We start from the raw sequence: 26911 nt of genomic DNA on the forward strand, positions 1-26911 counted from the left end.
TCGCGAAAAATCAACGAGCGTAGATGTTCAGGCTGGGGAAGAAGAAAGCGATTTCGACGGCAGCAGTTTCAGCGGCGTCAGAACCGTGCACGGCGTTGGCGTCGATGCTGTCAGCGAAGTCAGCACGGATGGTGCCGGCGTCGGCCTTCTTCGGGTCGGTGGCGCCCATCAGTTCGCGGTTCTTCAGGATGGCGTTTTCGCCTTCCAGAACTTGAACGTGGACCGGGCCGGAGATCATGAATTCCACCAGATCCTTGAAGAAGGGGCGTGCAGCGTGCACAGCGTAGAACTGCTCGGCTTCAGCGCGCGACAGTTGCACCAGACGCGAAGCAGCGATCTTCAGGCCAGCGGCTTCAAAGCGAGCCAGGATTTGGCCGATGACGTTCTTGGCGACGGCGTCAGGCTTGATGATGGAGAGAGTGCGTTCGATTGCCATGATTGATTCCTGAACTGAGTTTTTGTAATTTTTGCCACTTGGCAAAACCTCGGATTCTAACTCGGCTGTGCGGCAGTGCCTTGACAGCCATTCCTGCGACCAGGGTCAACGACCGCGGCCACCGCGCGGACCGCCACGGCCGGCCGTGCCCGGACCGCCAGCCGTGCCACCCGGAGGCCCGCCACGGCGAGGCCCCCCCTTGCTCTGCCGGTTCTGGCGGGCACGCGAAAAGCTGTCGGCACCGATGTAGCCCACCGAGGTCTTCATGGGATCGGGTTGTGCGCCTGGGGCGGCACGGTCGCCGCGCTCCGGCCGCGGTCGGCCAGCCGTCACGCCGGTCGTCAACGGATCAGGCTGGCGGGGGCCACCACCGCGCTTGAAATCGGTGTTGCCACGCGGGCCAGGGCCGGCGGCACGGCGCTGCGGGCTGTTGCCAGCGCGCTGACCACGGGGCGCAGGAGCCTCGCCCCGGCGCGCCCCACCCTCCTCACCACGCACGCCAGCGGCCTGCACGAGCGAGCGGATGTCGCTCTCATCAAGCTCAACCCAGGCCCCGCGCTTGAGGCCACGCGGTAGCACCATGGCGCCATAGCGGATGCGGATCAGCCGGCTCACGGCATGGCCCACCGCCTCGAACAGGCGACGCACCTCGCGGTTGCGGCCTTCGGAGATGGTGACCCGGTACCAGCAGTTGGAACCTTCGCCGCCGCCGTCTTCGATCGAGCCGAACTGGGCCGGCCCGTCGTCGAGGTTCACGCCCGCGATCAGGCGCTCTTTCTCTTCCTTGCTCAAGGCACCGAGCACGCGAACGGCGTATTCGCGCTCCAGACCGAAGCGCGGGTGCATGAGCTGGTTGGCCAACTCGCCCGAGCTGGTGAACAACAACAGGCCTTCGGTGTTCAGATCGAGGCGGCCGACGGACTGCCACTTGCCCTGCTGCAGGCGCGGCAGACGGCGGAACACCGTGGGGCGGTTCTGCGGGTCATCATGGGTGACCACCTCGCCCACGGGCTTGTGGTAAGCGATGACGCGCGCTGGCGGCGGATCGATGCGGTAGCGGATGGGCTTGCCATTGACCTTCACCTGATCGCCGTACTGCACGCGCTGACCGATGTGGGCCGGCTCGTTGTTGACGGAGATGCGCCCTTCCAGGATCAGTTGCTCCATCTCGAGCCGGGAACCCAGTCCGGCTTGCGCCAGCACCTTGTGCAGCTTGGGGGTTTCCACCTGCGGGGCCAGAACCCGCTTCAGAGGCACCAGATCCGGCGCTTCTTCATCGGCATCGAACTGACCGGAAACCACATCTTCGAAGCGGATGGCAGGCGCCTGCGAGGCCGCTGCGGGCCGGGCACCCGCCTGGCCACGCCGACTGCGATCGGGCTTGGTCTGTGCCTCAGCCGTCGGCTGCACGGCATCGGTCTGAGGGGGCTCCGACGGGTCTGACGGGGAATTCACTTGATCATTCATGGGCTTGGCCTGTCCCGGGGACGGTAGGAGATTCACCTGCGAGTCCCGGGGGCTCGGAGGTGAGGGAAAAGGGGACCACCGAGTCAGTGGTCAAAGGATTCAGTTCAAACGGCAGTTCGGGCTCGGAAAGGGATAGCTCGGGCTCATCCAGCCCCGGCGCGGCTTGCAGCTCCTGCAGCAGGCGCTCCTGCCGCTCCGGGTCGTCCAGCGAGGGCAGTTGATCCAGCGAGGCCAGGCCCAGGTCATCGAGAAACTGGCGTGTGGTGGCAAACAGGGCCGGACGGCCGACGGTCTCACGGTGACCAATGACCTCCACCCAACCCCGGTCCTCGAGCTGTTTGATGACCAGCGAGTTGACCGTGACACCACGGATGTCCTCGATGTCGCCCCGCGTGACGGGTTGGCGGTACGCAATGATGGCCAGGGTCTCAAGCGCGGCGCGGGTGTAGCGCGGGGGCTTTTCAGGGTGCAGGCGATCCAGGTAATACCGCATGTCGGGACGGCTCTGGAAGCGCCAGCCCGAGGCCACACACACCAGCTCGACGCCCTTGTGGGTCCACTCGGCCTGCAGATCGATCAGCAGGGTCTTGAGCGTGTCCGAGCCCAGCTCATCGTCGAACAGCGCGCGCAGGTCGCGCAGCGACAAAGGCTGATGCGAACAGATCAACGCTGTTTCGAGGATACGCCGGGCATCCGTCGTGTTCATGTTCAAAAATTCCGGGGTAGGCGCCCGAGAGGGCGAAGGCCGTCACGGGGGCGGGGGCAACAAGGCTGTCTCGGAGGGGCAGTGGGGAGGGCTGCGAGCCCCTGACCGATGTCCGGGCACCGACGCTGAGCCGAGGGCTAGAGGGGTGCGATGGGCGGATTGTAACGCAGGCCCCAATCGGCCAAGGCCGCCTGCAGATCGGCTGGAAGCGCGGTCTCGAAGGCCAGATGTTCGCCACTCACCGGGTGATCGAAGGCCAGCCGCCAGGCATGCAGGGCCTGGCGCTGCATGCCCGCAGCAGGCGCGCCACCGTACAGGCCGTCGGCCAGCAAAGGGTGCCCCAGATGCGCCATGTGCACACGGATCTGATGGGTGCGGCCGGTGTGGAGCTTGCAACGCACCCAGCAACCCTGCGTGGCATTGCCCATCAGCTCGATGTCGGTGCGCGCCGTCTTACCCGACTGGTGCGTCAGGTCCACCACCGCCATGCGCAGGCGGTTGCGCGGGTCCCTGCCGATGGCGGCCTCGACCGTGACCTGAGCGGTGCCCTGCCAAGGCTTGTGGGCCAGCGCCATGTACTGCCGACTGACCTCGCGCGCCGCAATCAACTGCACCAGCCGGTCCATGGTCTGGCGCGTCTTGGCCACCACCATCAAGCCGCTGGTGTCACGATCCAGCCGGTGCACGATGCCTGCGCGGGGCAGCAGCACCGCCCCGGCATGGTGGGCCAGCAGGCCGTTGAGCAAGGTACCGCTCCAATGCCCTGGCGCCGGGTGCACCACCAGACCCGGCGGCTTGTTCAAGACCATGAGGTCCTTGTCCTCGAACACGATGTCGAGCGCCATGGCCTCGGGCTTGAAGGCCTGGCTTTGCGGCGTGGGCCGCAGGCAGACCTCCAGCCGGTCGCCGACCTTGACCTTCAGCGAGGCCTTGCTCACGGGCTGTCCATTGAGGCGCACGGCCCCCTCGTCAATGAGCTGCTGCAGGTAGCTGCGCGAGAACTCGCTGACGAACTCGGTCAAAGCCTTGTCCAGGCGCATCCCGTGGCTGGCCAGAGGGACTTCGCCCTGGCGCAGTTCCTCGGCGGGCTCTTCAGCCCCGTCCGCCCGCTCCAGCCCGTCTTCTTCCAGCAACTCGGCGATGGCGTCCTTGCCGATGCCATCGAGAGAGGAAGGCTCGGGGGCCGCCGATATAATCAATTTGCTTTGCTTCAAGAGGTTTCCAGTGATGCTACGTGCCAAATTATCCGTGGTCCCCGCGTTCGCGCTGGTTGCCTGTCTGTCCGCGCTGTTGGGTGGGTGCTCGTCGACCCATGTCGACAAGACCGCCAACTGGACACCCGACCGCCTCTACAGCGAAGCCAAGGATGAACTGAGCTCGGGCGCCTACGACAAGGCCGTGCCCCTGTTCGAGAAGCTCGAAGGCCGCGCCGCCGGCACACCGCTGGCCCAGCAAGCCGAACTGGAAAAGGCCTATGCCCAGTACCGGGCCAATGAACAGGCCCAGGCCCTGGCCACATTGGACCGTTTCATCCGCCTGCACCCGGCCAGCCCCGGCATGGACTACGCCCTCTACATGAAGGGCATCGTGAACTTCAATGACAACCTGGGGCTGTTCGCCTCGTTCACCCACCAGGATCTGTCTGAGCGCGATCAGAAGGCGGCCAAGGATTCCTTCGAGTCCTTCAAGGAATTGAGCACCCGCTTCCCCGACTCGCGTTACACCCCCGACGCACGTCAGCGCATGGTGTACATCGTGAACTCGCTGGCCCAGTACGAGGTGCACGTGGCCCGTTATTACTACTCACGCGGTGCCTACGTGGCGGCAATCAACCGCGCCCAGGTGGCCGTGACCGAATACCGTGATGTGCCTGCCACCGAAGAAGCGCTGGTCATCCTGGCCAAGTCATACGACGCTCTGGGCATGCCCCAACTGCGTGACGACTCCCGTCGCGTGCTGGCTCAGAACTACCCGCAAAACGCCTACCTGGGCGGCCAATCCAGCGGGCTCAAGAAATCCACCGGCCCCTGGTGGAAGATCTGGTAACGGCCCCTCAGCCCGCCTGACGCAGGGCGCCAAGCGCCTGCATCAAAGCGGGCTGCCCGTGCAAGATGGGCATATCCGGCAAGGCCGCCAGCAGTTGCGGCCCATAGCTGCGCTGCAGCAAGCGTTCATCCGCGATCACCAGCACACCCCGATCGGTTTCTGAACGGATCAGCCGGCCAGCGCCCTGCTTCAGGGCCATGGCGGTCTCGGGCAGCACATAGGCCTCGAACGGTGACAGGCCCTCCTGGCGCAGGGCCTGGCTGCGTGCCTGTACCAGCGGGTCGTCGGGCACCGGAAACGGCAGCTTGTCGATGACCAGCATCTGCAAGGCATCGCCAGGCACATCCACGCCCTCCCAGAAGGCCCCCGAGGCCAGCAGCACGCAGGGGCGCCCCGCCCCACCGCCCTGGCGAAAGCGCTCCAGCAGGCGCCTGCGTGAGCCCTGCCCCTGCACCAGCACATCGATGCCCGAGCCCGCCAGCCAATGCTGCAACTGCTGGGCCAACTCACCCAGCGCACGCAATGAGGTGGCCAGCACCAAGGTACGCCCCCCCAGACAGCGCAAGGGCTCGACCAGCCAGTGCGCCAGCGCACAAGCGTGGTCCGGGTCCTGCGCATCGGGCAGGCCCTCGGGCACGTGCAGGCAGGCCTGTTGGCGGTAGTCAAATGGGCTGGCCACCCGCAACACGGTCGCGTGCCCCTGCAACCCAGCGGGCTCGGTGAACCAGCTGAGGGACTCGTCCAGCCCCAGGGTGGCCGAGGTGAACACCCAGGACCGAACACCGGCCTGCGTATCCTGCGCAATCAGAGGCGCAATGGCCTCCGCAATGTTGAGCGGCGCTTCCATGCAGCGCGCCTGCCGCCCCAACTCCAGCCAGCGCACCACCCTACCGGAGGGGGGGCGCATGAAACCGGCCCAACTCTGCTGCAAGGCATCCACGCGCTCAGCCAGTCGACGCAGCTCAGGCGCAGTCTCTGCCACCACCTGGAGTGCCTCGAGCACCCGCGCCAACACGGCGGCCAACTGAAGCTGGTTCTGCTGCCAGAGCCCCGGCGCCACACCCTCGGGACTGGCCCCCAGCCAACGCAGACGCACCCCAGCACGGGGCGTATCCCGCCCCAGGCATTGGTCCAACGCCCGAGCCTGCTGCTCCAGCAGCGAAGCCAACTCCGGCCAGGGCTGAAAGCCGCGGGCCCAACGCATGCCTTCATTGACCAGTTCGCTGGCCAGCCCACGCAATTGGCGGGTACTGAACTGGCGCCCCATGAACTGCACCCCGATGTCGTTGAGGCGATGCGCCTCATCGAAGACCACGGTCTGCACCGAGGGCAGCAGCTCGGCCACCCCCGACTCACGCAGTTGCAGATCGGCAAAGAACAGGTGGTGGTTGATCACCACAACATCAGCCAGCATGGCGCGCCGCCGGGCCTCGTTGACATGACACGCCTGCCAGCCGGCACACCGGGCACCCAGGCAGTTGTCGCGGGTCGAGGTGATCAGGGGCAGCAAGGGAGAGGTCTCGTCCAGCTCGGGCAGTTCGGCCAGATCGCCGGAGCGCGTTGAATGGGCCCAGCGTTCGACCTGGGCCAAGTGTCGCAGTTCTGCGTCCCCCAGGTAGTGACCATCGCGGCGCGCCGAGGCCAGGCGATGGGTACAGAGGTAGCTGGCCCGGCCCTTCAAGGGGGCAACTCGCCGGTTCACACCCAGCAAGTCCAACAGCCTGGGCAGATCACGCGTGGAGAGCTGGTCTTGCAAGTTGCGTGTGGCCGTGGCGATCAGGGTGCGACGCCCACTGAGCAAAGCGGGCAGCAAGTAGCCATAGGTCTTGCCCACACCGGTGCCGGCCTCGGCCACCAGCACGCCACCTTCAGCCACGCATTGCGCGACCGCCTGGGCCAGACGCATCTGCCCCGCACGGGGCCTGAAACCCGGCTCAGCGCGCTGCAGAAGCCCCCCTGGGCCCAGCCAATCGGCCACCTGCGCCGCCCAGGGCGGCGACCCTGAGCCGGGCCCTATTGAAAAAGACAGATCCGGCTGCGATTCGCTTGTCATTTCTTCACACGATAATAGGTGACCACTTTGCGCGAAACTCCTGCAGGTTGAAGCCCCTATCATGTCTCAAGGTTACCGACTTACCGCTTCCACGGGCATTCACAAGGGAGATCGCGAATACCAGCAAGACCAGGTGGTCTTGCTGAGCCATGCCCGCGTGAACGGCTGCGTGCTGGCCGTGGTGGCCGACGGCATGGGGGGCCGCAGCGGTGGGCGCAAGGCGTCTGACCAGGTGATGCTCAGCGCACGCCAGTTGTTTGAGCGCTTCGCGCCAGAAAACGATTCGCCGCATGAGTTGCTGCAGCAGTTGCTCAAGGAAGCCCATCTGGTGATCAAGCTCACCGCCATCTCGGCCGAGCAGGAACCCCACAGCACGGTGGCCGCATTCCTGATCCTGCCCAATGGGGAATGCCATTGGATCCACGCAGGTGACTCGCGCATCTACCACTTCCATGGCGACCGGCTGGTCAAGCGCACCATGGACCACTCCTATGTGCAGGCCCTGGTCGACCGCGGCGAACTGACCGAGGAAGAGGCCAGCCACCACCCGCAGTCCAACATTCTGCTGGGCTGCCTGGGCACAGAATCGGATCCGCCGATGGCCTACCACGTGATCGATCAGGTCAAACCCGGGGACTCGCTGATGGCCTGCAGCGACGGGGTCTGGCACTACTTCACGAACGCCGAGCTGGGTTCGGTCCTGGCCGGCCTTTCGCCGCGCGAGGCCACCGAGTTCCTGATCGACAAGGCGCGCAGCCGCGCGCGTGGCGGCGGCGACAACTTGTCACTGGTGGTGGTGCGCATCGAGCCCCTGGTCGGAACACCCGGCGCCATCCGACGCTGAAGTCAGCGAGGCCTGGGCCAGGCCTCGGCCGCAACAGGCCTCAGGGCCGCACGGCGGGCACCCCAGTGGCCTCAGCAGGCACAGGCAGAGGTTTGCCACGCGGGCCGGGGCTGTTCTTGGCGTCGCGCTCCACCTGTTGGCGGTGGCTGGCGGCATCCTGCTGCTTGTCCTGAAACCTGCGGGCCTCCTGAGAGGCTTGCGCGGCCTTGCTGGCACGCTCAGCGGCTTTTTCAGTGGCCTGCTGCTGCTTGCGCTGCTGCTCGGCTTGGCGCTCTGCCCGCTCGCGAGCCTGATTGGCCACATCGGCTGCCTTCTGGGCCGCGGTGTTGGCCGCGTCGGTGTTTTTCTGAACCCCTTGCTGCTGGCGGTTCATCAAGTCGATGTCGCGCTCGGGCGAAGACACCTTGTCTTCGATGCGGCGCAACTGCTCGCTGGAGCGCAGGCGGCGCTCCCGGTCATTGAGGGTGATCTCCTGGCGCTTGAGATCGGCCATCACCTCCCGGTGCTTGACCCGGCTCTCCAGCAGACAGTCATTGACCGCGAAACGCTGGTAGCAGGCACTTTCCACCTGCTGCTGGCGCAGCATCTCGGCAGAACGCTCACGCTCGATGCGCGCACGCTCGACCTCGGTGAAAGAAGGTGTTGCCTGTGCTGGTGCAGGCCCGTCGAGGAGCGGCTCGACGGCCAGCACCGGGCCCGCCAGACAGAGCATGACCGACAGAAGCAGCCCGTTCAGGCGTGATGCGGACATCATGTGAGGCTCGTGTCGACCAGGCGGCGCTCCAGCGCCAGGAACTCGGCCGACTGCATCTCGTTGAGACGCGAGACGGTGCGCGGGAACTCATGCGCCATCGGGCCCTCGGTGTAGAGCTCTTCGGGTGGCACGGCCGCCGACAGGATCAGCTTGACCCGGCGGTCGTACAGCACGTCGACCAGCCAGGTGAAACGCCGCGCCTCTGAGGCCCGGCTGACTGGCATGTGCGGCACACCACTGAGCAGCACGGTGTGGAACTGGGTGGCGATCTCCAGGTAGTCATTCTGCGAGCGCGGGCCACCACACAGGGTTTTGAAGTCGAACCAGACCACGCCGCCGGCCTTGCGCAGGGCATGGATCTCGCGCGACTCGATGCGCATCACCGGGTCTTCGTCCTGGGTCTCGGCCAGACGGGCAAAGCTGTCGCGCATCTCGGCATCGGCATCGGCCCCCAGCGGGGTGATGTAGGCCCGCACCTGCTCGAGCGTGCGCCGGCGGTAATCGGTCCCGTTGTCCACGTTCAGCACGTCCATGCGCTCGTTGAGCAAGGCAATGGCCGGCAGGATGCGGTCACGGTGCAAGCCATCGGGGTACAGATCGTCCGGCTTGAAATTGGAGGTGGTGACAAAGCCCACCCCGTTGTCGAAAAGGGACACCAGCAAGCGGTGAAGAATCATCGCATCGGTGATGTCGGCCACATGGAACTCATCGAAGCAGATGAGCTTGTAGCGCTTGGCAATCTTGGCGCCCAGCACATCAAGCGGGTTGACGGTGCCTTGCAGCACCGTCATCTCGCGGTGCACCTCGCGCATGAACTCGTGGAAGTGCAGCCGCACCTTGCGGCGGATGGGCACCGAGTTGAAGAAGCAATCCATCAGAAAGCTCTTGCCCCGCCCCACCCCGCCGTACATGTACACGCCACGCGGGATCTCAGGCCGATTGATCAGCTTCTTGAACGAGTTGGAGCGCTTTTCCTTGTAGGCTGCCCAGTCATTGGCACAGCGCTGCAAGGCCTCGACAGCGCGAAGCTGCGCGGGGTCACTGCTGAACCCCCGCGCCTTGATCTCGGCCTCGTAGGCCAAGCGAACGGCATCAGATCCCGACATGCGTGGCTGATCAGAAGTTCAGCGTGCGCTTGTCCACGGCCAAGGCAGCTTCCTTGGTGGCTTCGGACAGCGAAGGGTGTGCGTGGCAGATGCGCGCGATGTCTTCGGCGCTGGCCTTGAACTCCATGGCCACGACGGCTTCGGAGATCAGTTCGCTGGCCATCGGGCCCACGATGTGAACGCCCAGGATCTCATCGGTGGTGGCATCGGCCAGGAACTTCACCATGCCGGTGGTGTCGCCCAGGGCGCGTGCACGGCCGTTGGCCAGGAAGGGGAAGGTACCGGCCTTGTAGGCGCGGCCGCTGGCCTTGAGCTGCTGCTCGGTCTGGCCCACCCAGGCGATTTCGGGGCTGGTGTAGATCACCCAGGGGATGGTGCCGAAGTTGACGTGACCGTGTTGGCCAGCAATGCGCTCGGCCACGGCAACGCCTTCTTCCTCGGCCTTATGGGCCAGCATGGGGCCACGCACCACGTCACCCACCGCCCAGACGTTGGGCAGATTGGTCTGGCAATCGTCGTTCACCACGATGGCGCCGCGTTCGTCGAGTTGCAGGCCGACGGCTTCGGTGTTCAGGCCGATGGTGTTGGGCACGCGGCCGATCGAGATGATCAGCTTGTCCACTTCCAGGTCCACGGCCTCGCCCTTGGCGTTGGTGTAGGCGACGCTCACGCCCTTCTTGCCGTTCTTGATCTCACCGACCTTGACGCCGAGTTCGATCTTCAGGCCTTGCTTGTCGAAAGCCTTCTTGGCTTCCTTGGCGATCTGCTCGTCCACGGCGCCCAGGAAGGTCGGCAGGCCTTCGAGGATGGTGACTTCAGCACCCAGGCGACGCCAAACGGAACCCATTTCGAGACCGATCACGCCCGAGCCGATCAGGCCCAGCTTCTTGGGCACGGCGCCCAGACGCAGCGCGCCGTCGTTGGACAGCACATTGACTTCGTCAAAGGGCGTGCCGGGCAGCGCACGGGCGTTCGAGCCGGTGGCGATGATGATGTGCTTGCCGGTGATGGACTCTTCGGCGGCGCCAGCCACCTTGATCTCGTAGCCGCCTTCGGCCGCCTTCACGAAGGAGCCACGGCCGTGGAAGAAGCTGACCTTGTTCTTCTTGAACAGGTACAGGATGCCGTCGTTGTTCTGCTTCACAACGGTGTCCTTGCGGGCAATCATCTTGGCCACGTCCATCTTGACGTCCGACACCGAGATGCCGTGGTCGGCAAAGTGGTGCGTGGCGTGGTCGAAATGCTCGGACGATTGCAGCAGGGCCTTGGAGGGGATGCAACCGACGTTGGTGCAGGTACCGCCAGGAGCCGGGCCGCCCTTGTCGTTCTTCCATTCGTCGATACAGGCCACTTGGAAACCCAGTTGGGCTGCACGGATGGCGGCGATGTAGCCACCGGGGCCGCCGCCGATCACGACGACATCAAATTGTTTGCTCATGTGAAATCTCTTGAATCAGTTGGAACAAAACCCACCAGGGTGCGCGCTGTGTCCGCTTTGCACCCGGTGGGTTGGAATCCTCCCCCCTGAGTCGCCTGCGGCACCATCCCCCCAAGGGGACGATGCCGGTGGCCGGGCAAAGCCCGCTCCACGGCATCTCTGGCCTGGCCTGCTCCGCGGCCATCAGACGATGCTCGGCAGGCCAGTTTCATGGGACGCGCTGGTGAGGAGGGTGTTGTTGGCTTAGATGTCGAACAGCAGGCGCGACGGATCTTCCAGCGCTTCCTTCATGGCCACCAAGCCCAGCACGGCTTCGCGGCCGTCGATGATGCGGTGGTCATAGGACATGGCCAGGTAGTTGATCGGGCGAACCACGACTTGGCCGTTCTCGACCACGGCGCGGTCCTTGGTGGCGTGCACGCCCAGGATGGCCGACTGCGGCGGGTTGATGATGGGGGTCGACAGCATGGAGCCGAAGGTGCCACCGTTGGAGATCGAGAAGGTACCGCCGGTCATTTCTTCAATGCCCAGCTTGCCGTCCTTGGCCTTCTGGCCGAATTCAGCGATCTTCTTTTCGATGTCGGCAAAGCTCATCTGGTCGGCGTTGCGCAGGATGGGCACCACCAGGCCGCGGGGCGAGCCCACGGCAATGCCGATGTCGAAGTAGCCGTGGTAGACGATGTCATTGCCATCGACCGAGGCGTTCAGCACCGGGTACTTCTTCAGGGCGTGCACGGCCGCCTTGACGAAGAAGCTCATGAAGCCGATCTTCACGCCATGCTCTTTGGTGAAGGCGTCCTGGAACTTCTTGCGCATGTCCATGACCGGGGCCATGTTGACTTCGTTGAAGGTGGTCAGGATGGCGTTGGTCGACTGCGATTGCAGCAGACGTTCGGCCACGCGGGCACGCAGACGGCTCATGGGCACACGCTGCTCCGGACGATCGCCCAGGCTCGGGGCGGCAGGCGCGGCCACTTGCGGCAGCGACTTGGTGGGCGCACCGGTCGGGATGGCGGACGGAGCAGCAGCGGGCTTGACGCCGGCGGCCACAGCACCCAGCACATCACCCTTGGTGACGCGGCCGTCCTTGCCCGTACCGGTCACGGCACCCACGGCCAGCCCGTTGTCGGCCAGCAGCTTGGCGGCAGCGGGCATGGCCACATCGGCCTTGGAGGTCGAGGCGGCGGCGGCAGCGGGGGCCGCAGCCGGTGCAGCGGCAGCGGCCGGAGCGGCGGCGCCTGCCTTGCCTTCGGTGTCGATGCGGGCGATCAGTTGATCGGCCACCACGGTGGCGCCATCGCCTTGCACGATTTCAGCCAGCACGCCGCCAGCCGGAGCCGGCACTTCGAGCACCACCTTGTCGGTTTCGATTTCAATCAGGATTTCGTCCACGGCCACGGCTTCGCCGGCCTTCTTCTTCCACGTCAGCATGGTGGCTTCGGCCACGGATTCAGACAACTGGGGGACTTTGACTTCTACGATTGCCATATCAATTCTTTCGGTATCTTGTTCTGGTTCGACGGGGGCTTTTGCAGCCCCCTTCTTGCATTTACTTGGTCAGCACGAAACCCTTGAGCTTGCTGAAGGCGCCATCCACGAGGGCCTTCTGCTGTTCCTGGTGCAGGTGGGAGTAGCCCACAGCCGGCGAGGCCGAAGCCGCACGACCGGAGTAACCCAGCTTCTGACCGTCGAGCATGTTCTCGTGGATGTAGTGCTGCACAAAGAACCAGGCGCCCTGGTTTTGCGGCTCGTCCTGGCACCACACGATGTCGGTGGCGTTGGGGAACTTCTTCAGTTCGGCCGCGAACACCTTGTGCGGGAAGGGGTAGAGCTGTTCGACGCGGATGATGGCCACATCGTCGGCGCCCTTCTCTTCGCGCTTCTTGGCCAGGTCGTAGTAAACCTTGCCCGAGCAGGCGATGACGCGCTTGACCTTGTCGGCCTTCTTGAGCACGTCTTCCTTGTGCTCGCCGATGACGGTCTGGAAGCTGCCCTTGGTGAACTCGATCAGCGGCGAGGTGGCGTCCTTGTTACGCAGCAGCGACTTGGGCGTCATGATCACCAGCGGCTTGCGCAGGTTGCGCACCATCTGACGACGCAGCAGGTGGAAGATCTGGCTGGCGGTGGTCGGCTGCACCACTTGCATGTTGGTGTCGGCCGACAACTGCATGAAGCGCTCCAGGCGAGCCGAGCTGTGCTCAGGGCCCTGGCCTTCGTAGCCGTGCGGCAGCATCAGGGTGATGCCGTTGACGCGGCCCCACTTCACTTCACCGGAGGCGATGAACTGGTCGATCACCACCTGGGCGCCGTTGGCGAAGTCGCCGAACTGGGCTTCCCAGATCACCAGGGTGTTGGGGTCGTTCGAGGCATAGCCGTATTCAAAGCCCAGCACCGCTTCTTCGGACAGGATGGAGTCGATCACCACGAACGGGGCCTGGTTCTCGGCCACGTTCTGCAGCGGCACGTAAGTACCGGTGTCCCACTTTTCACGGCTTTGGTCGTGAATCACGGCGTGGCGGTGGGTGAAGGTACCGCGACCGCAGTCTTCGCCCGACAGACGCACCGGGTAGCCGCTGGCCACCAGCGAAGCGAAAGCCATGTGCTCGCCCATGCCCCAGTCCACCGGGATGTCACCACGGCCCATGGCTGCGCGGTCGTCGTACACCTTCTTCACCAGCTGGTGCGGGGTGACGCTGGCCGGGATGGTGGTGATCTTGGTGGCCAGACGGTGCCATTCGGCAGCCGGGATGGCGGTGTCACCCGCGTCAGTCCACTTCTTGCCCAGGTAAGGGCTCCAGTCGACGGCAAACTTGCTCTTGAAGTTGGTCAGGACCGGATCGACGGTGTGGCGGCCAGCGTCCATGGCGGCACGGTATTCCTTCACCATGTCGTCGCCCAGCGTGGCGCCCAGGCCTTGGGTGGCCAGCTTGTCGGCGTACAGGCGGCGGGTGCCAGGGTGGGCCGCGATCTTCTTGTACATCAGCGGCTGGGTCAGGCTGGGGGTGTCCTGCTCGTTGTGGCCCAGCTTGCGGAAGCAGGTGATGTCGACCACCACGTCCTGGCGGAAGGTCATGCGGAACTCGAGGGCGAGTTGCATGCACAGCACCACGGCTTCAGGATCGTCACCGTTCACGTGCAGCACCGGAGCCTCGACCATCTTGACGATGTCGGTGCAATAGGCGCTGGAGCGCATGTCGCGCGGATCGCTGGTGGTGAAGCCGATCTGGTTGTTGATGATGATGTGCACCGTGCCGCCCGTGGTGTAACCACGGGTCTGGGCCAGGGCCAGGGTTTCCTGGTTGACACCTTGGCCACCGAAAGCGGCGTCACCGTGCACCAGCACCGGCAGCACCTGGTTGCCATGCGGATCGTCGCGACGGTCCATGCGGGCACGCACCGAACCTTCGACCACCGGGTTCACGATTTCCAGGTGGGAGGGGTTGAAGGCCAGCGAGAGGTGGACCGGGCCGCCAGGGGTGGTCACGTCCGAGCTGAAGCCCTGGTGGTACTTCACGTCACCCGCCGGCAGGTCTTCCGGTGCGGTGTGATCGAATTCGGCAAACAGGTCCTTGGGCATCTTGCCCAGGGTGTTGACCAGCACGTTCAGACGGCCACGGTGGGCCATGCCGATCACGATTTCCTGCACGCCCTTGGCACCGGCCGACTGGATCAGTTCGTCCATGGCGGCGATGAAGCTTTCACCGCCTTCGAGCGAGAAGCGCTTCTGGCCCACGTACTTGGTGTGCAGGTAGCGCTCCAGGCCTTCGGCTGCGGTCAGGCGGTCGAGGATGTGCTTTTTCTTGTCGCCGCCGAAATTCGGCTTGCTGCGGATGCTTTCCAGCTTCTTCTGCCACCAGGCCTTCTGGTCCTGGTCGGTGGTGTGCATGTACTCGGCGCCGATGGTGCCGCAGTAGGTTTCACGCAGGGCGTTGTGCAGTTCGCGCAGGGACATGGTGTCCTTGCCGAAGAAGGTGTTGCTGATGTTGAACACCGTCTCCTGATCGGCATCGGTGAAGCCGTAGTAGGAGAGTTCGAGTTGGGGGATGGGAGCACGCTCGGTGCGCTTGAGCGGATCCAGATCGGCCCAGCGGGCGCCGACGTTGCGGTAAGCGGCGATCAGCTGTTGGACGGCGGTGCGCTTGCGGCCCATTTCGGCGTCGGCACTGGCCACGACCACTTTGGTCTGGCCCGACTTGGCGCGCTCGGCGAAGGCGTTGATGACAGGCAGGTGGGGCACGTCACGGGCGTTGCTGCCGTCGACGGCGGGCACGTGCTGCAGGGCGTCGAAGTAGTCGCGCCAGGTGTCAGGCACGCTGCCGGGGTTGGCCAGGTAGTTTTCGTACATCTCTTCGACATAGGGCGCGTTGCCCCCGAAGAGATAGGTGTTGCCTTGGTAGGCTTGATAGACGGACGAAGAATCGCTCATATTCCGCGGACCTCCGCTCCCCTCAGGGAAGCATTAGCTGGTTGATAAACCTTCCGCGACACGGCTGAACCGATTGGCGGATGCGACAGTGGCTGGGGAAGGGCCTTTTGCGGACGCGATTGTGCCACTGAATGACCTCTCGGCAAGGGGGATGCCCCCTAAACCAAGGGCGGCCATCTTGCTTTCGAGTCAGTGACCCAGGACGGAACAACCCGCCGGAGATGCTCACTGACTGCGATTGCCGGCCGTTGACGCGAAATATATCGCACTTGACTTCGGAAGCCTTCAACAGGGCTGCGCGCACCGCAAGCAACCCTTGCCAAATGTTACGAATTCAGCAATAAAAGTATTTCAGGTCGAGCTGGATGATACGAATTGCCTGACGATTTGAATCAGGTTCTCCGAATCAGCTGGACCGGTGAACGTGTGATCCGCCCCCCGCACCAGTTGCACACCGGTGCCCGGATACGTCAGCAGGCGGCGACCGCATGGACCAAAGCAGGCCTGTAACTCATTCAGACCCGGGTCGGTGTCGGCGTACACCAGCAGCAATGGCATGCGCCTCTTTGCCAAACCGGAGAAAAGTGCCTGGACCTTGGCCGCACGCGGTGCCAGCACCCAGCCGGCCGGCAGGTGAGCCTGCAAGGCCGCGGTAAAGCGGAACCACAAGGCTCGACTGACTTGTCGCAGGACTCCGGCCACAGCCACTTCAGCCCGCAACAAACGCTGCCAAAAATCCCCTGAGAACAGGACACGCCGGTAGTGGCTCAATTGCTGGATTTCAACCTCCGCAGGCGCTCCGCCATCAACAGACGGTTCGCTGCCAAAGACCGGTCCATCCCACAGAAAGCTCTGAGGATTCACCATCACCAGGCCCCCCATGCGGGTTTCCCGAGCCGCCGCATGCAAGCCCAGGTAGCCACCCGAGCAGATACCGAAGACAACCGGGTGCACCCAGCCCTGCCCCTCGAGCCAGTTCAGCGCATGACTGACATCCACCAGAGAGGCCGCGCTGTAGAGAGCCAGACTGCGCCCCCGCACCGCAGGCAGGGCATCACCAATGCCGGTGGCGTCCACGCGCAAGGACGCGACGCCGACCGCGGCCAAGGCGCGGGCCAGGGCCACACTGAGACGATGGTGGCCGGAACGGGGATTACCGCCAGTGTTCAGAATCAGCACACAGCGTGGGTCCGGCTGCACCTCATGGGGCCGACAGACAATGCCGAAATAGGCCCCACCCGGCCCGAAGCGGCACCCGCTCTCCAGCCCTTGAGGTAAATGCAGATCGCTTGCCAAGGGCAAGGCAGGCGCATGCAATGAGCCAACGCCTGCCCCACTCGCGCCTCTCAGCGCCAGCCACTGAACACCGCAGGCAAAGGCGGCCTCTGCGGCCTCGACCAGATGTGGCTCGGCCCGCAGCCCCGCCAGATCAGGCATCTCGTGCACATCGAATTCAGCGCCCCCCGCCTGAACATGGGCCTGCCCCAACTTGACCAAACCACGGACCCCCGCCTCGGTCAGCACCTGCACCGCGAGCGATGGACGCCGGGACAAGCAACCGAGGTCGAGCGCCTGAAGACCCGCCAGGGTGGAATTGGCAAGCCACCAGCCGTAAAGATAGAAGCCATCCCCCTGCGGCGCCGGCAGGGCGGTCAGTTGCAGTTCGCGCACCAGATGCCGGCCTGACTGTGGAGGTGACAGCAGCAGCAAGGCCTGCACATCGGGCTCAGTGCTGGCCACTTCGGCAGCCAGCAAAGCACCCAGGCGATGCCCGCACAGACTCAGCGCAACCCCTGGGAAATGACGGCGCGCCCAGGCCAATGCCGCACGTACGCCGGCCAACCATTCCTGGGTGGCATCCACGCCGGGCGGCAGATCGACACTGTCGCCCAGGCCAGGGTAGTCCAGGTGCAAGGCCGCCATGCCGGCCGTCGCCATGTCCTCGGCCAGCACACAGAGCGCGCGGTGGGCATACAAGCCCTCACCACCGAAGGCATTGCACAGAACCACAAGATGGCGAAACACGCCATCGGCGGGTGTGTGAAGCTGCGCGTGGCAGCCGGAGAAAACGACAGATTTCATGAACACGCGTTGAACGATGCACTCAGGCCTGCGGCGGGGCCAGGCGTACCCATGGCGCCGTCAGGCCATTGAGCGCAGCCAGGGAACCTCCGGCCAGCGCGGGCTCCAGAGCAGAGGCCTCGCTGGGGCGCAGGCTCAGCCACTTTTCAATGCCCGGCGGCAGATGAAACCAATCGTCCGAGGGCTGGTGGCTATGGCTGACAAAATGAAGATGTTGGGCAAAGCGCTGCGCAGTGATGCCCAACTGCCAGGCCCCGTCGCGCCACTCGAGGCGGGTGCTGAGGCCCAAATCGGCAGCTGGCAGCGCCCGCTGCGGCAGATGGCAGGCCCAGCCCAACACTTGGTTCGTGAGTGCATCGCGGAGGACAGCCACACTCACATCATGGGCCGGCGGCCCAAAACGATAGGCATAGCTGATGTCGAAGAACCGCCCGAGCAGATCCGCGCTACTCAGCGTGACGGCCCCATGGGCAGGCAGCTCCAGCACCTGCTGACCGTCGATCACCACACGCTGGCCATCTCGTAGCACCTGAAGGCAGAGCACCGCCTTCAGCGCCTGCGGCCGTTCGTTGATCACGTGCAGACCCAGGCCGTTCAAGCCTTCGTCGGTGATCAGGACCTGCACGGGTTGCAGCACCCGCGTCAAGGCATGCCACACGGGCTTGGGGCGGGCCTGATGATCCAGCAGCCCCCACCCGGCACCCTCACGCAGGTCCCGCAATTGCCAGACCAGCGCCCCGGCGCAGCCGGAATCCGGGCGGCGCCACTCCGAATACAGGTGCTCGGCCAGATCGCAGGAGACAGCCCGCCCCAGATCCAGGTAGCGAGCCGGGTCTTCGCGCCGCAAGCGGCCCGGGTCCACCCCATACAGCAGCTGCAGGTAGTGCTCGCGCACATCATCGAAATCCCACGAGGCAGCGGCGTCGCGCGGGGTGCCCAGCTTCCAGAGCAAGCCCATGGGTTGCTGGGCGAGTGCGGGGGCCAGATCGGCCTCGGCCGGCACGTGGGCGAGGGCCATGCACTCGCTGGCGAAGCGCACCTGCGCGCGGCGGGCATCGTCCAGCCCTCGCTGGTAGGCCCCCACGCCGTAGTAATGGCACACCCCCTGATCGGTCGAGAAGCTGGGCTGCCCACCCCAGGGCGTGTTGGGCACATAAGGCACATCGGGCCGGGCATCGGCACAGGCCTTGGCCAGCAGTCCCTGAAAAATCGGATCGTCTTCGGGCCAGTCGACGCCCAGCATCTCGGCCTGCTGGCGCACCTCGCTGCCGCCACACAGCACAGCCACGCAGGGGTGGCACAAGGTGCGGCCCAGGAAATGCCGCGCCTCGGCGTCCAGTTCGGCCAGAAAGCCGGCATCGCGCGCGGGGTAGTCAAAATTGGCCAGCATGAAATCGTGCCAGACCAGCAGACCGGCTTCATCGCACGCGGCAAAGAAAGCGGCTTCCTCATACAGCATGGTGCCGCTCACGCGGACCATGTTCATGCCCGCGCTGACCAGTTCACGCGCCAGCGCACGGTACACCTCGGGCTGGCTGCGCAGGCGCAGCAGATCAGGGGGCGTCCAACACACGCCACGGCAAAACACGGGCAGGCCATTGAGCAGCAGGCGAAACGCGCCCTGTTGCTGATCCAGTTCGATGCGTCGAAAACCGACCCGGGTCAGCAGGGTCGGCTGTGGGCCAGCGTCCAGCCACAATTCGTGCAGCACAGGCTGACCATGGGTGTGCGGCGTCCAGGCCTGGGCCTGCGGTAGCGCCCCCTCCGCCCACCAAAGCCCGTCATCGCGCCGCAGCAGGGGCAGACTGGTGCCGGCACAACGGACCTGAGCGCTCTCGGACAAGGGCGCCCCCTGCAAACCCAGTTGCAGCCAAGCGCCCTGCCCGGTCCAATCGGCACGCATGGCGTGGATCTTCACCGGCTCGACGTCGGAAGGCGAGGTCAACCGGATCTCACCAAAGGGGCCGATGGGCGTCCACTCCGGGCACCAGCCCACCATGTGCCCCAGCACGGTCTGGCGCAGGTCGCGCAGGCCGGGGGGCTGGATCATGCGGGGGCGCCAGCGGGCCCGGCCCTGACGCTTGAGGGCCCCCTGTGCCAAAGCCTTGAAACACAGAACGAGGGTGGAGCATCCTGCCGGCAAGGCCACACTCAGGGGCAGGTACATGTGACGGTGCGTGCACAGCAACTGCCCGTCCAGCCAGACATCGACCACCCCGGCCAGACCGTCGAAGTGCAGCGTGGCTGCAGCGGGCAGGTTCCAGCCAGATCGGTACCAGACGTCCTGCCCCATCAGCGAGCGCGGCGCCAGCAGATCGAGGCGACCCGCTTGCGAAAGCGCCTCGCAGGCCGTGCCGGGCACAGGTGCAGCCAACCAGGTGCCATCGGCCTGGGGCAGTTGATCGGGGTGATCGAACTGACCGCCAGGGGTTTCCAGCAGTTGCCAGGAGGGACCCACCATGAAATCTCAGCCCAGATGCTGACGCAAGCCGCCAATGACGGCGTCCCAGCGTTCGGCGACATCGCTCAGGATGCGGCCCGAATCATCGGGCTTGCGCCTCGCGACGGCGCGCACGACGCGAAACTGCATCAGTTTGGCCTGGGCCGCGATGTGATCGCAGTGCGCTGCCAGCGGCAGCAGTGCCCCATCTCCAAGCCAGCGCAAATAGTGATCCAGTAGGCCGAACACGGCACCGAATTGGCGGAAGTGGTTGAAGGCATAGAGGTGGAAATACTCGTTGCCGCGATCGATCACCCGGGCCAGATCGGCCTCGTACTGCTGCTGATAGGCGAGAAACGGATTGACCACCGGCGCCAACAGCAGGTGCTGTTGCAAGGCAGCCCGTGCGGCGGTTCGCAGGGCCTCACCTTGCAAGGGGGAGCGCTTGCGCTGCAACACTTCGGTGTAGGGCAGCAAGGCGCCGGTGGCCTGTCGATCCACCGAGTCGATGGCAAACAGCGCGCGGTAATCCTCGCCCTGCAGCACATAGCGGCCTGCGTTGTGGAAGTAGCCGAGCAACTGCTTGTCAGGGTCGATGAATTCGATGCCGATGGTGGTCTTGCTGTGCTCCCTCTTGTAGGAGGTACTGCGGGTGTCGGGCATGTGAAAGCCGTCCAGTTCCACCAGCACCAGATGCCCGCGCGCGACCTGGGCTGCCACATGGCCCTGCAAGCGATCAAACATCGCCAACTCGCGCAGCACCAGGCCGTGCATGCTGGCGAGGTCAGCGGGCTCGAACTTGCAGAAGGTGAACTGATCACCCTCGTAGTCCAGCTGGACCAGCGCCCCCATCAGGGCTTCAGGGGCCAGGCCAAGGTGGTTGAGGTAGGTGATCCACAGGTCCAGGCTGCAGTTGGACTGCGGCCAGTGGCGCTCGGCAGCGTGCACCGCGTGCGGGCTGTAGGCCGGCAGCGCAAGAGCCTCGCCCAGCATCAGAACCCTCCCAGCGCCGCCTGCACATCAGCCGGCCAGGCCTTGGGGTCAAAGCCATGGTGGCGGAACAGGGCCAGGGTGATGCGCTCCATGCCGAAGCCGACGCAGGCCGTGTGGGCGACCTCGTCGCCCGGGGTACGCAACTTCCAGATCAAACCGAAATGGTCCATGTGGTAGTTGAAGCTCAGGCAGGCGGTCGGGTTCTCTTCGCTGTTGACGGGCACCAGCAATTCAAATTTGAGCTTCTGCTGCCGCTGGCTTGCAGCCAGCACACGACCGGCGCGACCAAAGAAGGGATCGTTCGCCACATCGATGGTCAAGGGCAGGGCCAGGGAACGCATGAGCTTTTCGCCCGCCTCCAGCCAGTGGGCGCGGAAGGCCAGCACCTGGTCGGGCGTGCCGACGCGCACGTACTCACGCATGCGGAAAAGCTGCAGCCGCGTGGGCTCCAGCGAGGGCTCGTGCCGGAAGCAGTACGACAGCAGGTCCAAGGTCACGCCATCGGGGCCAACCGGCCCTCGGCGTGCTACCACCGGGTAGGAAGGGTAGCAGGCAGCCGGCGTCAGCACCACGCCAGAGGCCTTCTGGCCTTCGGTCCAGTCCTTGCCTTCAGCCACGCATTCAAGGATGCGGCGGTGCTCGCTCTCATCGCCGCAAAAGCAATGCACCGTGCCAGCGAAGTGGGGAAAGGTCTTGAGGTATTCGCTCTCTTCAAAGGTCTGCTGCGAGATGGCAGGCGGAAAACGCATCACCTCGGCCTTCTGATCGGCACCATAGCGGGTGATCAGGCGGTCCAGCTTGTCGAGGATGTCCTCGAACACCCCGCTTTTGCCATACAGGCCATCGACCCCCATGGGAATCAGGTGGCCTGCGGCAATCAACTGCTCAAGAAAAGTAGGGCTCGTATCCAGGGCGTCGCTCATGTCAGGCCAATCCGAATTGCAGGGGATCCATCAGCAGGAAGCTGCTCATGGTTTCAATCAAACGTGCGTTGTTGATCATCAACGGTGCGGAGTGCAGATCACGCAGGTGGCGGCCCAGGCTGGCCGCACCTTCGGTCTTGTAGGCAGCAAAGCCGACCGTGGTGAGTGCCTCCTGCACCACCGCAAGACAGCCTTCGGACATGGTGCTCTTGAGCAAGGTCAGATCGGTCGTCAGCGACATGGGCAAGGCCCCCTGCCCCGCGGCCATGGCGGCCTCGAAGCGGGTGGCAGCCGACAGCAGACGTGCATGCAGCACCTGCACCCGGGCCACCAGATCGGGCAGGCGCGTGGCTGCCGCCGGCAATTGACCGCCCGACTGCTTCATCACCGAGCGCAGATGGGTCCGGGCGCGCAGCAAGGCACTGTGGGCGATGCCAAACCACACGCTGGACCACAAAATGTGCGAAACCGGCAGCATGGTGTTGGCAATGATTTCGGCAAAGGGAGCCTCGAAGATCTGCTCACAAGCCCCTTCGGAGCGGATCATGAACGCATCGCTGCAGGTGCCACGCATGCCCATGGCATCCCAGCCACCTGTCTTTTCCAACTGGTACTGGTCCTTCAGCACGGTGACCATGACCTGGCCATTGGGCGGGGCCTGCTCGTCGGCGCGCGCCGTGATCAACAAGGCATCGGCATAGGCGCCGTACGAGACCACCGAGCCATGTTTGTCGAGCTTGAACCGATCCCCGTCCCGGACCACATGGGTCAACGAGCGGCGGATATCGCCACCCACGCCCACCTCGGAGGTCACCGAACCCAGCAGCAAGGCCTCGGCGACCACTCGCTTTTGCAGGGCCTGGTACCAAGGAGAGGAGCCAGCGTGGTGCACGATCGAGGACAGCTTGATCTGGTGCATGGCAAAGATCATTCCGCTGGCACCGCAAGCACCACCGATCTGGGCACACATGGCCGCGATCTGGCGCAGGCTCAGCCCTGGCCCTCCCAGCGACTGAGGCACCCACGCCGCCAGCAGACCGGAATCACGCATGGCCTGCACGGCCTCGGCGGGGAAACGCCCCTCACGATCAACCTCCTGGGCATGGCGTGCCGCCACTTCGGCAATCACCGCGGCGCGGGCGGACCAATCGTCACGACAGGGGTTCACGCCCGGAAGGGCTTCAACCGGGGCAAGGGGGGTGGACGTGCTCATGTGGGGGCTTGCTCGGCCTGCAGCTTGTGCAGAACAGAGGCCAAAGCCGCAATGCTGGAGAAAGTGGCACGGTTCAGGTATTCATCGGGGATTTCGACATCGAAACGATCCTCGACGGCCAGCATGACGTTGACGATGGCCAGACTGTCCAGCCCAGCCGCAAACAAATCGGCATCGTCACTCAAGCCATCCAGGGCCTGGGCCATGCGCCCCTGTTTGGCGAAGATCTCACGCAGTGCGTTGTTCATGATTCTTGTGATTCCAAAGAACCACCACACAATCGTGTCGAACGAGCCGAGATTTCAGCAGTTCGGCTCGAAGTGTAATGATGGGTAACATTCTGTCACCGGAATCATAACGAGGGGTGGGAGTGGTTTCAACAAAACCCGACCGCCGCAGGGCCATGGTTCAAACCAATCAGTGAACTAGTTGGCAGGCCGCCTTGTTGACGCGCTCGGGGCACCAACAAGGCGACCCGAAAAACAACCCAAGCGATTCACCAAAAAAAATGGGTCAGTTCCTTTTGAGAACTGACCCATTGTTTCACTGGAATAAAATGGTCGGCGTGGCGGGATTCGAACTCGCGACCCCTTGCACCCCATGCAAGTGCGCTACCAGGCTGCGCTACACGCCGACAAGAATTAAATTATATAGCGGTTTTCAGGCGCTTTCGGCGAGAAGCTCGAAAATCTCAAATAATTCTTTGCGCAGAGCCTGCAGGTCTCCCACGGCAGGCAGTTGGCCAGCAGTGCGCGCACCGTCAGCGGCCGCCAGCGCCACCGAGCCAGACCCATGAGCTTGCTGCACCTGCGGTGCATCGACGTCAGCAACGGCCTGCTCCAGACCACCCACTTCTTGCAGCTTGTTGCGCGCCCCGACGATGGTGAAGCCCTGGTCATACAGCAAGTCTCGGATGCGCCGAATCATGAGCACCTCGTGGTGCTGGTAATAACGGCGATTCCCGCGGCGCTTCATGGGCCGCAGCTGGGTGAACTCTTGCTCCCAATACCGCAAGACGTGTGGCTTGACGCCGCACAGTTCGCCCACCTCACCGATGGTGAAGTAGCGTTTGACCGGAATGGGGGGCAATGGGTTTGCCATGTGGATGACGGACGACACGAAAAGCTTTTAGGTTACTGCAGAGCTGCCTCAAATGCCAGCCAGCACAGGCAGGTCTCTCGCAAAAGAGTGGCTTAGTCCTCAGCCTTGAATCTGCTCTTTGAGCTTGTGGCTGGCATGGAAGGTCACAACGCGGCGGGCCCCGATGGGAATGGCCTCTCCCGTGCGGGGATTGCGCCCCGGGCGCGGTGCCTTGGTACGGATCTGAAAATTGCCGAAACCGGAAATCTTCACATCCTCCCCCGACACCAGGCTCTCTGCGACCAAGTCAAAAAACGCGTCGACCATGTCTTTGGACTCGCGCTTGTTCAAGCCGATCTGCTCGAACAAGAGGTCCGCCAATTGAGCCTTGGTCAGCGCCGTCGTTTCGAGGTCATCGACCGCGAACTCGATCTCGGGAAGAGTCGACATGTTGTCTCGCATCCTCTCAAGCACGCAGGCGGGCGCCCGTATCGGCGGACAGCTTCTGCAACACGGCCTGCACGGCCACTTCGATCTGTTCGTCCGTGAGCGTGTTCTCACCACCATGCAAGGTGAGGCGGATGGCCAGGCTCTTTTCACCCGCAGCCAGGCCACCCTGCACAACCGAGCCATCTTTCTGGACCTTGGGGCGGTAGAGGTCGAAGAGGGTCACGTCACGCAGCAGGCCGCCAGTATCCGCCGCACGGATGGCCGCCTGCACCGCGGCATAGGTGACCTGATCCCCCAGCACCACGGCGACGTCGCGGGTGACCGGCTGCAGGCGCGAGACCGGCTCGAAGGCCGGGACGCGGCGCGCCAACACAGGGTCCAAAGCCAACTCAAAGACCAGAGGCGAAGAGGCGAAGCCCCATTTTTGACGCCAGCGCGGATGCAATTCGCCGACATGCCCAATGGTCTGCCCATCCAGCTGCACTGCAGCCGTGCGACCAGGGTGCAAAGAGGGATGCTCGGCCGGAACAAAGACCGGCTTGAGCGGCGCCAGCAAGGCCTCGACGTCGCCCTTGATGTCGTAAAAATCAACCGCTCTTTCGGGCATGCCCCACTGGGTAGACGCATGCGTGCCCCAGGCCACACCCGCCACCCGCATGGGCTGGTCGAAACCGGAAACGGTGGTGATCGAATCCGTCACAGAGGCATCGCGCAGGAACACACGCCCCAATTCGAACACACGCACGCGAGAGGCCTTGCGGTCGGCATTGAACTTGAGGACTTGCAAGAGCGAACCGATCAACGACGAACGCATGACGCTCATCTGGCTGGCAATCGGGTTCAACAACTTGATGGGGTTGGGATTGGCTGCCAGCTCATGCTCCCAGGAGGCATCCACGAAGCTGAAGTTGATGGTTTCCTGGTAACCCAGGCCGGCCAGCAGACGACGCACGGCAAAGGAACTGCGTTGCGCCTCGGCACGCAGCTTGGGCACGATGGGAGCCAGCGGCTTGGTGGTCGGCAGGTTGTTGTAACCCACCATGCGAGCCACTTCCTCGATCAGGTCTTCCTCGATGGTGAGGTCGAAGCGGTAGGAAGGCGGCGTCACGGTCAAGGTACCGGAACCCTCGGTGACCGGAAGGCCCAGGCGACGCAGCGCGAGCGCACAGCGCTCCTGTCCCAGGGCCATGCCGATGACCTTTTCAGCACGTGCCACCCGCAAGGTGACCGGTTGAGCCGAAGGCACGTTGACCCGCTGATCATCAATCGGACCCGGCTCGCCACCGCAGATATCAATGATCAGCTGCGTGATGCGCTCGATGTGCTCAACGGTGAGCTCAGGATCGACACCCCGCTCGAATCGATGCCCCGCATCGGTCGAGAAGTTGAAACGGCGCGAACGACCGGCGACAGCCTTGGGCCACCAGAAAGCGGCTTCGACGTAGACGTTTTGCGTGTCGTCAGACACCGCCGTCGAATCTCCACCCATGATGCCCGCCAGAGACTCGACCTGCTGCGCATCGGCGATCACGCCCACTTGGCCGTCTACCGTGATGGTGTTGCCATTGAGCAGCTTCAGCGTCTCGCCTTCACGCCCCCAACGCACATCCAAACCGCCTTGGATCTTGTCCAGATCGAAAATATGCGACGGGCGCCCCAGCTCGAACATCACATAGTTGGAGATGTCCACCAGCGGGGCCACGCTGCGTTGTCCGCAACGCGCCAGACGATCCACCATCCACTTCGGGGTGGCCGCCTTGGGGTTCACACCACGCACCACACGGCCCGAGAAGCGGCCGCACAGATCAGGCGCGCTGATCGTCACAGGCAGCCGTTGCTCATGAACCGCCGCCAGGGTGGGGAAGGCGGGTTGCAACAATGGGCTGCCCGTGAGGGCAGCGACTTCTCGCGCGATGCCGTACACGCTCAGGCAGTGCGCCAGGTTGGGTGTGAGTTTCAGCGTGAAGAGCGTATCGTCCAGCTGCAGGTATTCGCGGATGTTCTGACCCAGCGGCGCGTCAGCGGGCAGCTCCATCAGACCGCCATGGTCTTCGGACAACTTCAGCTCACGGGCAGAGCACAACATGCCCTGGCTTTCTACGCCTCGCAGCTTGCCGACCTTGATCACAAAAGGCTTGCCATCCTCCCCAGGCGGCAACTCGGCGCCCACCATGGCACACGGAATGCGGATGCCCACGCGCGCATTGGGTGCACCGCAGACGATGTTGAGCAGCTCAGCCTGGCCCACATCCACCTGGCACACACGCAGGCGATCGGCGTTGGGATGCTGCTCTGCCTGCTTGATCTCCCCCACCACCACACGGGTGAAGGGAGGCGCCACAGGCTGCAACTCTTCCACTTCCAGACCCGCCATCGTGAGGGCGTCGGAAAGCTCGGCCGTCGTCAGCGGCGGGTTGCAGAACTCACGCAACCAGGATTCAGGAAATTGCATAG

The 26911-nt window shown here is 64.3% G+C and carries 21 protein-coding genes and 1 tRNA gene; 2 read left to right on the top strand and 20 right to left on the bottom strand.

The window, feature by feature from the left end; all coding sequences use genetic code 11:
• Window positions 1–10: 10 nt before the first annotated feature.
• The 4 genes from ndk to F624_RS0116270 all read right to left on the bottom strand — a co-directional run bounded on the left by ndk (window position 11) and on the right by F624_RS0116270 (window position 3823).
• On the bottom strand, window positions 11–436 hold the full coding sequence (ndk, locus tag F624_RS0116255; protein WP_019575384.1) for a nucleoside-diphosphate kinase: 426 nt from the start codon (window positions 434–436) through the stop codon (window positions 11–13).
• A 105-nt stretch (window positions 437–541) separates the two neighbouring features.
• Window positions 542–1903 (bottom strand): pseudouridine synthase, encoded by a 1362-nt coding sequence (locus F624_RS0116260; protein ID WP_019575385.1) that lies wholly within the window; start codon window positions 1901–1903, stop codon window positions 542–544.
• Entirely contained in the window at window positions 1896–2609 is a 714-nt protein-coding gene (gene scpB / locus F624_RS32590; RefSeq protein WP_019575386.1) for an SMC-Scp complex subunit ScpB, read from the bottom strand. The genes F624_RS0116260 and scpB overlap by 8 nt, the downstream gene beginning before the upstream one ends.
• A gap of 137 nt (window positions 2610–2746) precedes the next feature.
• Complete coding sequence (locus F624_RS0116270; protein ID WP_019575387.1) at window positions 2747–3823, bottom strand: RluA family pseudouridine synthase; 1077 nt, start codon at window positions 3821–3823, stop codon at window positions 2747–2749.
• Window positions 3824–3836: 13 nt separating this feature from the next.
• Between F624_RS0116270 and F624_RS0116275 the strand changes: the two genes are divergently transcribed.
• Window positions 3837–4655 carry an outer membrane protein assembly factor BamD gene (locus F624_RS0116275; RefSeq protein WP_031255254.1) on the top strand — a complete coding sequence of 273 codons (819 nt, stop codon included), beginning with the start codon at window positions 3837–3839 and terminating at the stop codon, window positions 4653–4655.
• A 7-nt stretch (window positions 4656–4662) separates the two neighbouring features.
• On the opposite strand, the gene yoaA is transcribed toward F624_RS0116275, so the two are convergent.
• Window positions 4663–6708 (bottom strand): DNA repair helicase YoaA, encoded by a 2046-nt coding sequence (gene yoaA, locus F624_RS0116280; RefSeq protein ID WP_157443489.1) that lies wholly within the window; start codon window positions 6706–6708, stop codon window positions 4663–4665.
• A gap of 61 nt (window positions 6709–6769) precedes the next feature.
• On the opposite strand from yoaA, the gene F624_RS0116285 reads away from it, so the two are divergent.
• Window positions 6770–7552 (top strand): PP2C family protein-serine/threonine phosphatase, encoded by a 783-nt coding sequence (locus F624_RS0116285; RefSeq protein WP_031255256.1) that lies wholly within the window; start codon window positions 6770–6772, stop codon window positions 7550–7552.
• Between the two features lie 40 nt (window positions 7553–7592).
• On the opposite strand, the gene F624_RS33465 is transcribed toward F624_RS0116285, so the two are convergent.
• The 15 genes from F624_RS33465 to pheT form a co-directional block, all read right to left on the bottom strand.
• Window positions 7593–8306 carry a hypothetical protein gene (locus tag F624_RS33465; RefSeq protein WP_019575391.1) on the bottom strand — a complete coding sequence of 238 codons (714 nt, stop codon included), beginning with the start codon at window positions 8304–8306 and terminating at the stop codon, window positions 7593–7595.
• Window positions 8303–9412, bottom strand: a complete 1110-nt coding sequence (zapE, locus tag F624_RS0116295; RefSeq protein ID WP_019575392.1) for a cell division protein ZapE — start codon at window positions 9410–9412, stop codon at window positions 8303–8305. The genes F624_RS33465 and zapE overlap by 4 nt, the downstream gene beginning before the upstream one ends.
• 10 nt (window positions 9413–9422) lie before the next feature.
• Window positions 9423–10850 carry a dihydrolipoyl dehydrogenase gene (lpdA, locus tag F624_RS0116300; protein ID WP_019575393.1) on the bottom strand — a complete coding sequence of 476 codons (1428 nt, stop codon included), beginning with the start codon at window positions 10848–10850 and terminating at the stop codon, window positions 9423–9425.
• Between the two features lie 243 nt (window positions 10851–11093).
• Window positions 11094–12338: a 2-oxoglutarate dehydrogenase complex dihydrolipoyllysine-residue succinyltransferase gene (odhB, locus tag F624_RS0116305; RefSeq protein WP_031255260.1), complete on the bottom strand. Its 1245-nt coding sequence runs from the start codon at window positions 12336–12338 to the stop codon at window positions 11094–11096.
• A gap of 61 nt (window positions 12339–12399) precedes the next feature.
• The gene (locus tag F624_RS0116310) at window positions 12400–15276 is read right to left on the bottom strand and encodes a 2-oxoglutarate dehydrogenase E1 component (RefSeq protein ID WP_019575395.1); all 2877 of its coding nucleotides are present in this window, start codon (window positions 15274–15276) and stop codon (window positions 12400–12402) included.
• Window positions 15277–15627: 351 nt separating this feature from the next.
• Window positions 15628–17229, bottom strand: coding sequence for a serine aminopeptidase domain-containing protein (locus F624_RS0116315; protein WP_169426618.1), 1602 nt, complete (start codon window positions 17227–17229; stop codon window positions 15628–15630).
• 151 nt (window positions 17230–17380) lie between these two features.
• Complete coding sequence (locus F624_RS0116320; RefSeq protein ID WP_019575397.1) at window positions 17381–19819, bottom strand: glycoside hydrolase family 2 protein; 2439 nt, start codon at window positions 19817–19819, stop codon at window positions 17381–17383.
• 6 nt (window positions 19820–19825) lie between these two features.
• Entirely contained in the window at window positions 19826–20791 is a 966-nt protein-coding gene (locus tag F624_RS0116325) for a DUF1839 family protein (RefSeq protein WP_019575398.1), read from the bottom strand.
• Window positions 20791–21714, bottom strand: coding sequence for an amino acid--[acyl-carrier-protein] ligase (locus F624_RS0116330; protein ID WP_051107422.1), 924 nt, complete (start codon window positions 21712–21714; stop codon window positions 20791–20793). The genes F624_RS0116325 and F624_RS0116330 overlap by 1 nt, the downstream gene beginning before the upstream one ends.
• Before the next feature lies 1 nt (window position 21715).
• On the bottom strand, window positions 21716–22927 hold the full coding sequence (locus tag F624_RS0116335) for an acyl-CoA dehydrogenase family protein (protein ID WP_019575400.1): 1212 nt from the start codon (window positions 22925–22927) through the stop codon (window positions 21716–21718).
• Window positions 22924–23175 carry an acyl carrier protein gene (locus F624_RS0116340; protein WP_019575401.1) on the bottom strand — a complete coding sequence of 84 codons (252 nt, stop codon included), beginning with the start codon at window positions 23173–23175 and terminating at the stop codon, window positions 22924–22926. Before F624_RS0116340 ends, F624_RS0116335 begins: the two co-directional genes overlap by 4 nt.
• A gap of 309 nt (window positions 23176–23484) precedes the next feature.
• A tRNA-Pro gene (locus F624_RS0116345) sits at window positions 23485–23561 on the bottom strand.
• Window positions 23562–23587: 26 nt separating this feature from the next.
• Complete coding sequence (locus tag F624_RS0116350; protein ID WP_031255268.1) at window positions 23588–24028, bottom strand: MerR family transcriptional regulator; 441 nt, start codon at window positions 24026–24028, stop codon at window positions 23588–23590.
• 99 nt (window positions 24029–24127) lie between these two features.
• Window positions 24128–24457: an integration host factor subunit alpha gene (locus tag F624_RS0116355; protein ID WP_245573650.1), complete on the bottom strand. Its 330-nt coding sequence runs from the start codon at window positions 24455–24457 to the stop codon at window positions 24128–24130.
• Between the two features lie 16 nt (window positions 24458–24473).
• Window positions 24474–26909, bottom strand: coding sequence for a phenylalanine--tRNA ligase subunit beta (gene pheT / locus F624_RS0116360; RefSeq protein ID WP_019575404.1), 2436 nt, complete (start codon window positions 26907–26909; stop codon window positions 24474–24476).
• Between the last annotated feature and the right edge of the window lie 2 nt (window positions 26910–26911).

This window comes from Curvibacter lanceolatus ATCC 14669 (assembly GCF_000381265.1).
GTDB classification, from domain to species: Bacteria; Pseudomonadota; Gammaproteobacteria; order Burkholderiales; family Burkholderiaceae_C; genus Curvibacter; species Curvibacter lanceolatus.

What these genes read in the sequence shown, in the direction of transcription:
- zapE (WP_019575392.1), bottom strand. Translation starts at nt 9,412, where the DNA reads ATGTCGGGATCTGATGCCGTTCGCTTGGCCTACGAGGCCGAGATCAAG.
- F624_RS0116310 (WP_019575395.1), bottom strand. Translation starts at nt 15,276, where the DNA reads ATGAGCGATTCTTCGTCCGTCTATCAAGCCTACCAAGGCAACACCTAT.
- F624_RS0116260 (WP_019575385.1), bottom strand. Translation starts at nt 1,903, where the DNA reads ATGAATGATCAAGTGAATTCCCCGTCAGACCCGTCGGAGCCCCCTCAG.
- F624_RS0116330 (WP_051107422.1), bottom strand. Translation starts at nt 21,714, where the DNA reads ATGAGCGACGCCCTGGATACGAGCCCTACTTTTCTTGAGCAGTTGATT.
- lpdA (WP_019575393.1), bottom strand. Translation starts at nt 10,850, where the DNA reads ATGAGCAAACAATTTGATGTCGTCGTGATCGGCGGCGGCCCCGGTGGC.
- F624_RS0116350 (WP_031255268.1), bottom strand. Translation starts at nt 24,028, where the DNA reads ATGGCAAACCCATTGCCCCCCATTCCGGTCAAACGCTACTTCACCATC.
- scpB (WP_019575386.1), bottom strand. Translation starts at nt 2,609, where the DNA reads ATGAACACGACGGATGCCCGGCGTATCCTCGAAACAGCGTTGATCTGT.
- F624_RS0116355 (WP_245573650.1), bottom strand. Translation starts at nt 24,457, where the DNA reads ATGTCGACTCTTCCCGAGATCGAGTTCGCGGTCGATGACCTCGAAACG.
- pheT (WP_019575404.1), bottom strand. Translation starts at nt 26,909, where the DNA reads ATGCAATTTCCTGAATCCTGGTTGCGTGAGTTCTGCAACCCGCCGCTG.
- F624_RS0116285 (WP_031255256.1), top strand. Translation starts at nt 6,770, where the DNA reads ATGTCTCAAGGTTACCGACTTACCGCTTCCACGGGCATTCACAAGGGA.
- F624_RS0116325 (WP_019575398.1), bottom strand. Translation starts at nt 20,791, where the DNA reads ATGCTGGGCGAGGCTCTTGCGCTGCCGGCCTACAGCCCGCACGCGGTG.
- F624_RS0116275 (WP_031255254.1), top strand. Translation starts at nt 3,837, where the DNA reads ATGCTACGTGCCAAATTATCCGTGGTCCCCGCGTTCGCGCTGGTTGCC.
- F624_RS0116340 (WP_019575401.1), bottom strand. Translation starts at nt 23,175, where the DNA reads ATGAACAACGCACTGCGTGAGATCTTCGCCAAACAGGGGCGCATGGCC.
- ndk (WP_019575384.1), bottom strand. Translation starts at nt 436, where the DNA reads ATGGCAATCGAACGCACTCTCTCCATCATCAAGCCTGACGCCGTCGCC.
- F624_RS0116335 (WP_019575400.1), bottom strand. Translation starts at nt 22,927, where the DNA reads ATGAGCACGTCCACCCCCCTTGCCCCGGTTGAAGCCCTTCCGGGCGTG.
- odhB (WP_031255260.1), bottom strand. Translation starts at nt 12,338, where the DNA reads ATGGCAATCGTAGAAGTCAAAGTCCCCCAGTTGTCTGAATCCGTGGCC.
- F624_RS0116320 (WP_019575397.1), bottom strand. Translation starts at nt 19,819, where the DNA reads ATGGTGGGTCCCTCCTGGCAACTGCTGGAAACCCCTGGCGGTCAGTTC.
- F624_RS33465 (WP_019575391.1), bottom strand. Translation starts at nt 8,306, where the DNA reads ATGATGTCCGCATCACGCCTGAACGGGCTGCTTCTGTCGGTCATGCTC.
- yoaA (WP_157443489.1), bottom strand. Translation starts at nt 6,708, where the DNA reads ATGACAAGCGAATCGCAGCCGGATCTGTCTTTTTCAATAGGGCCCGGC.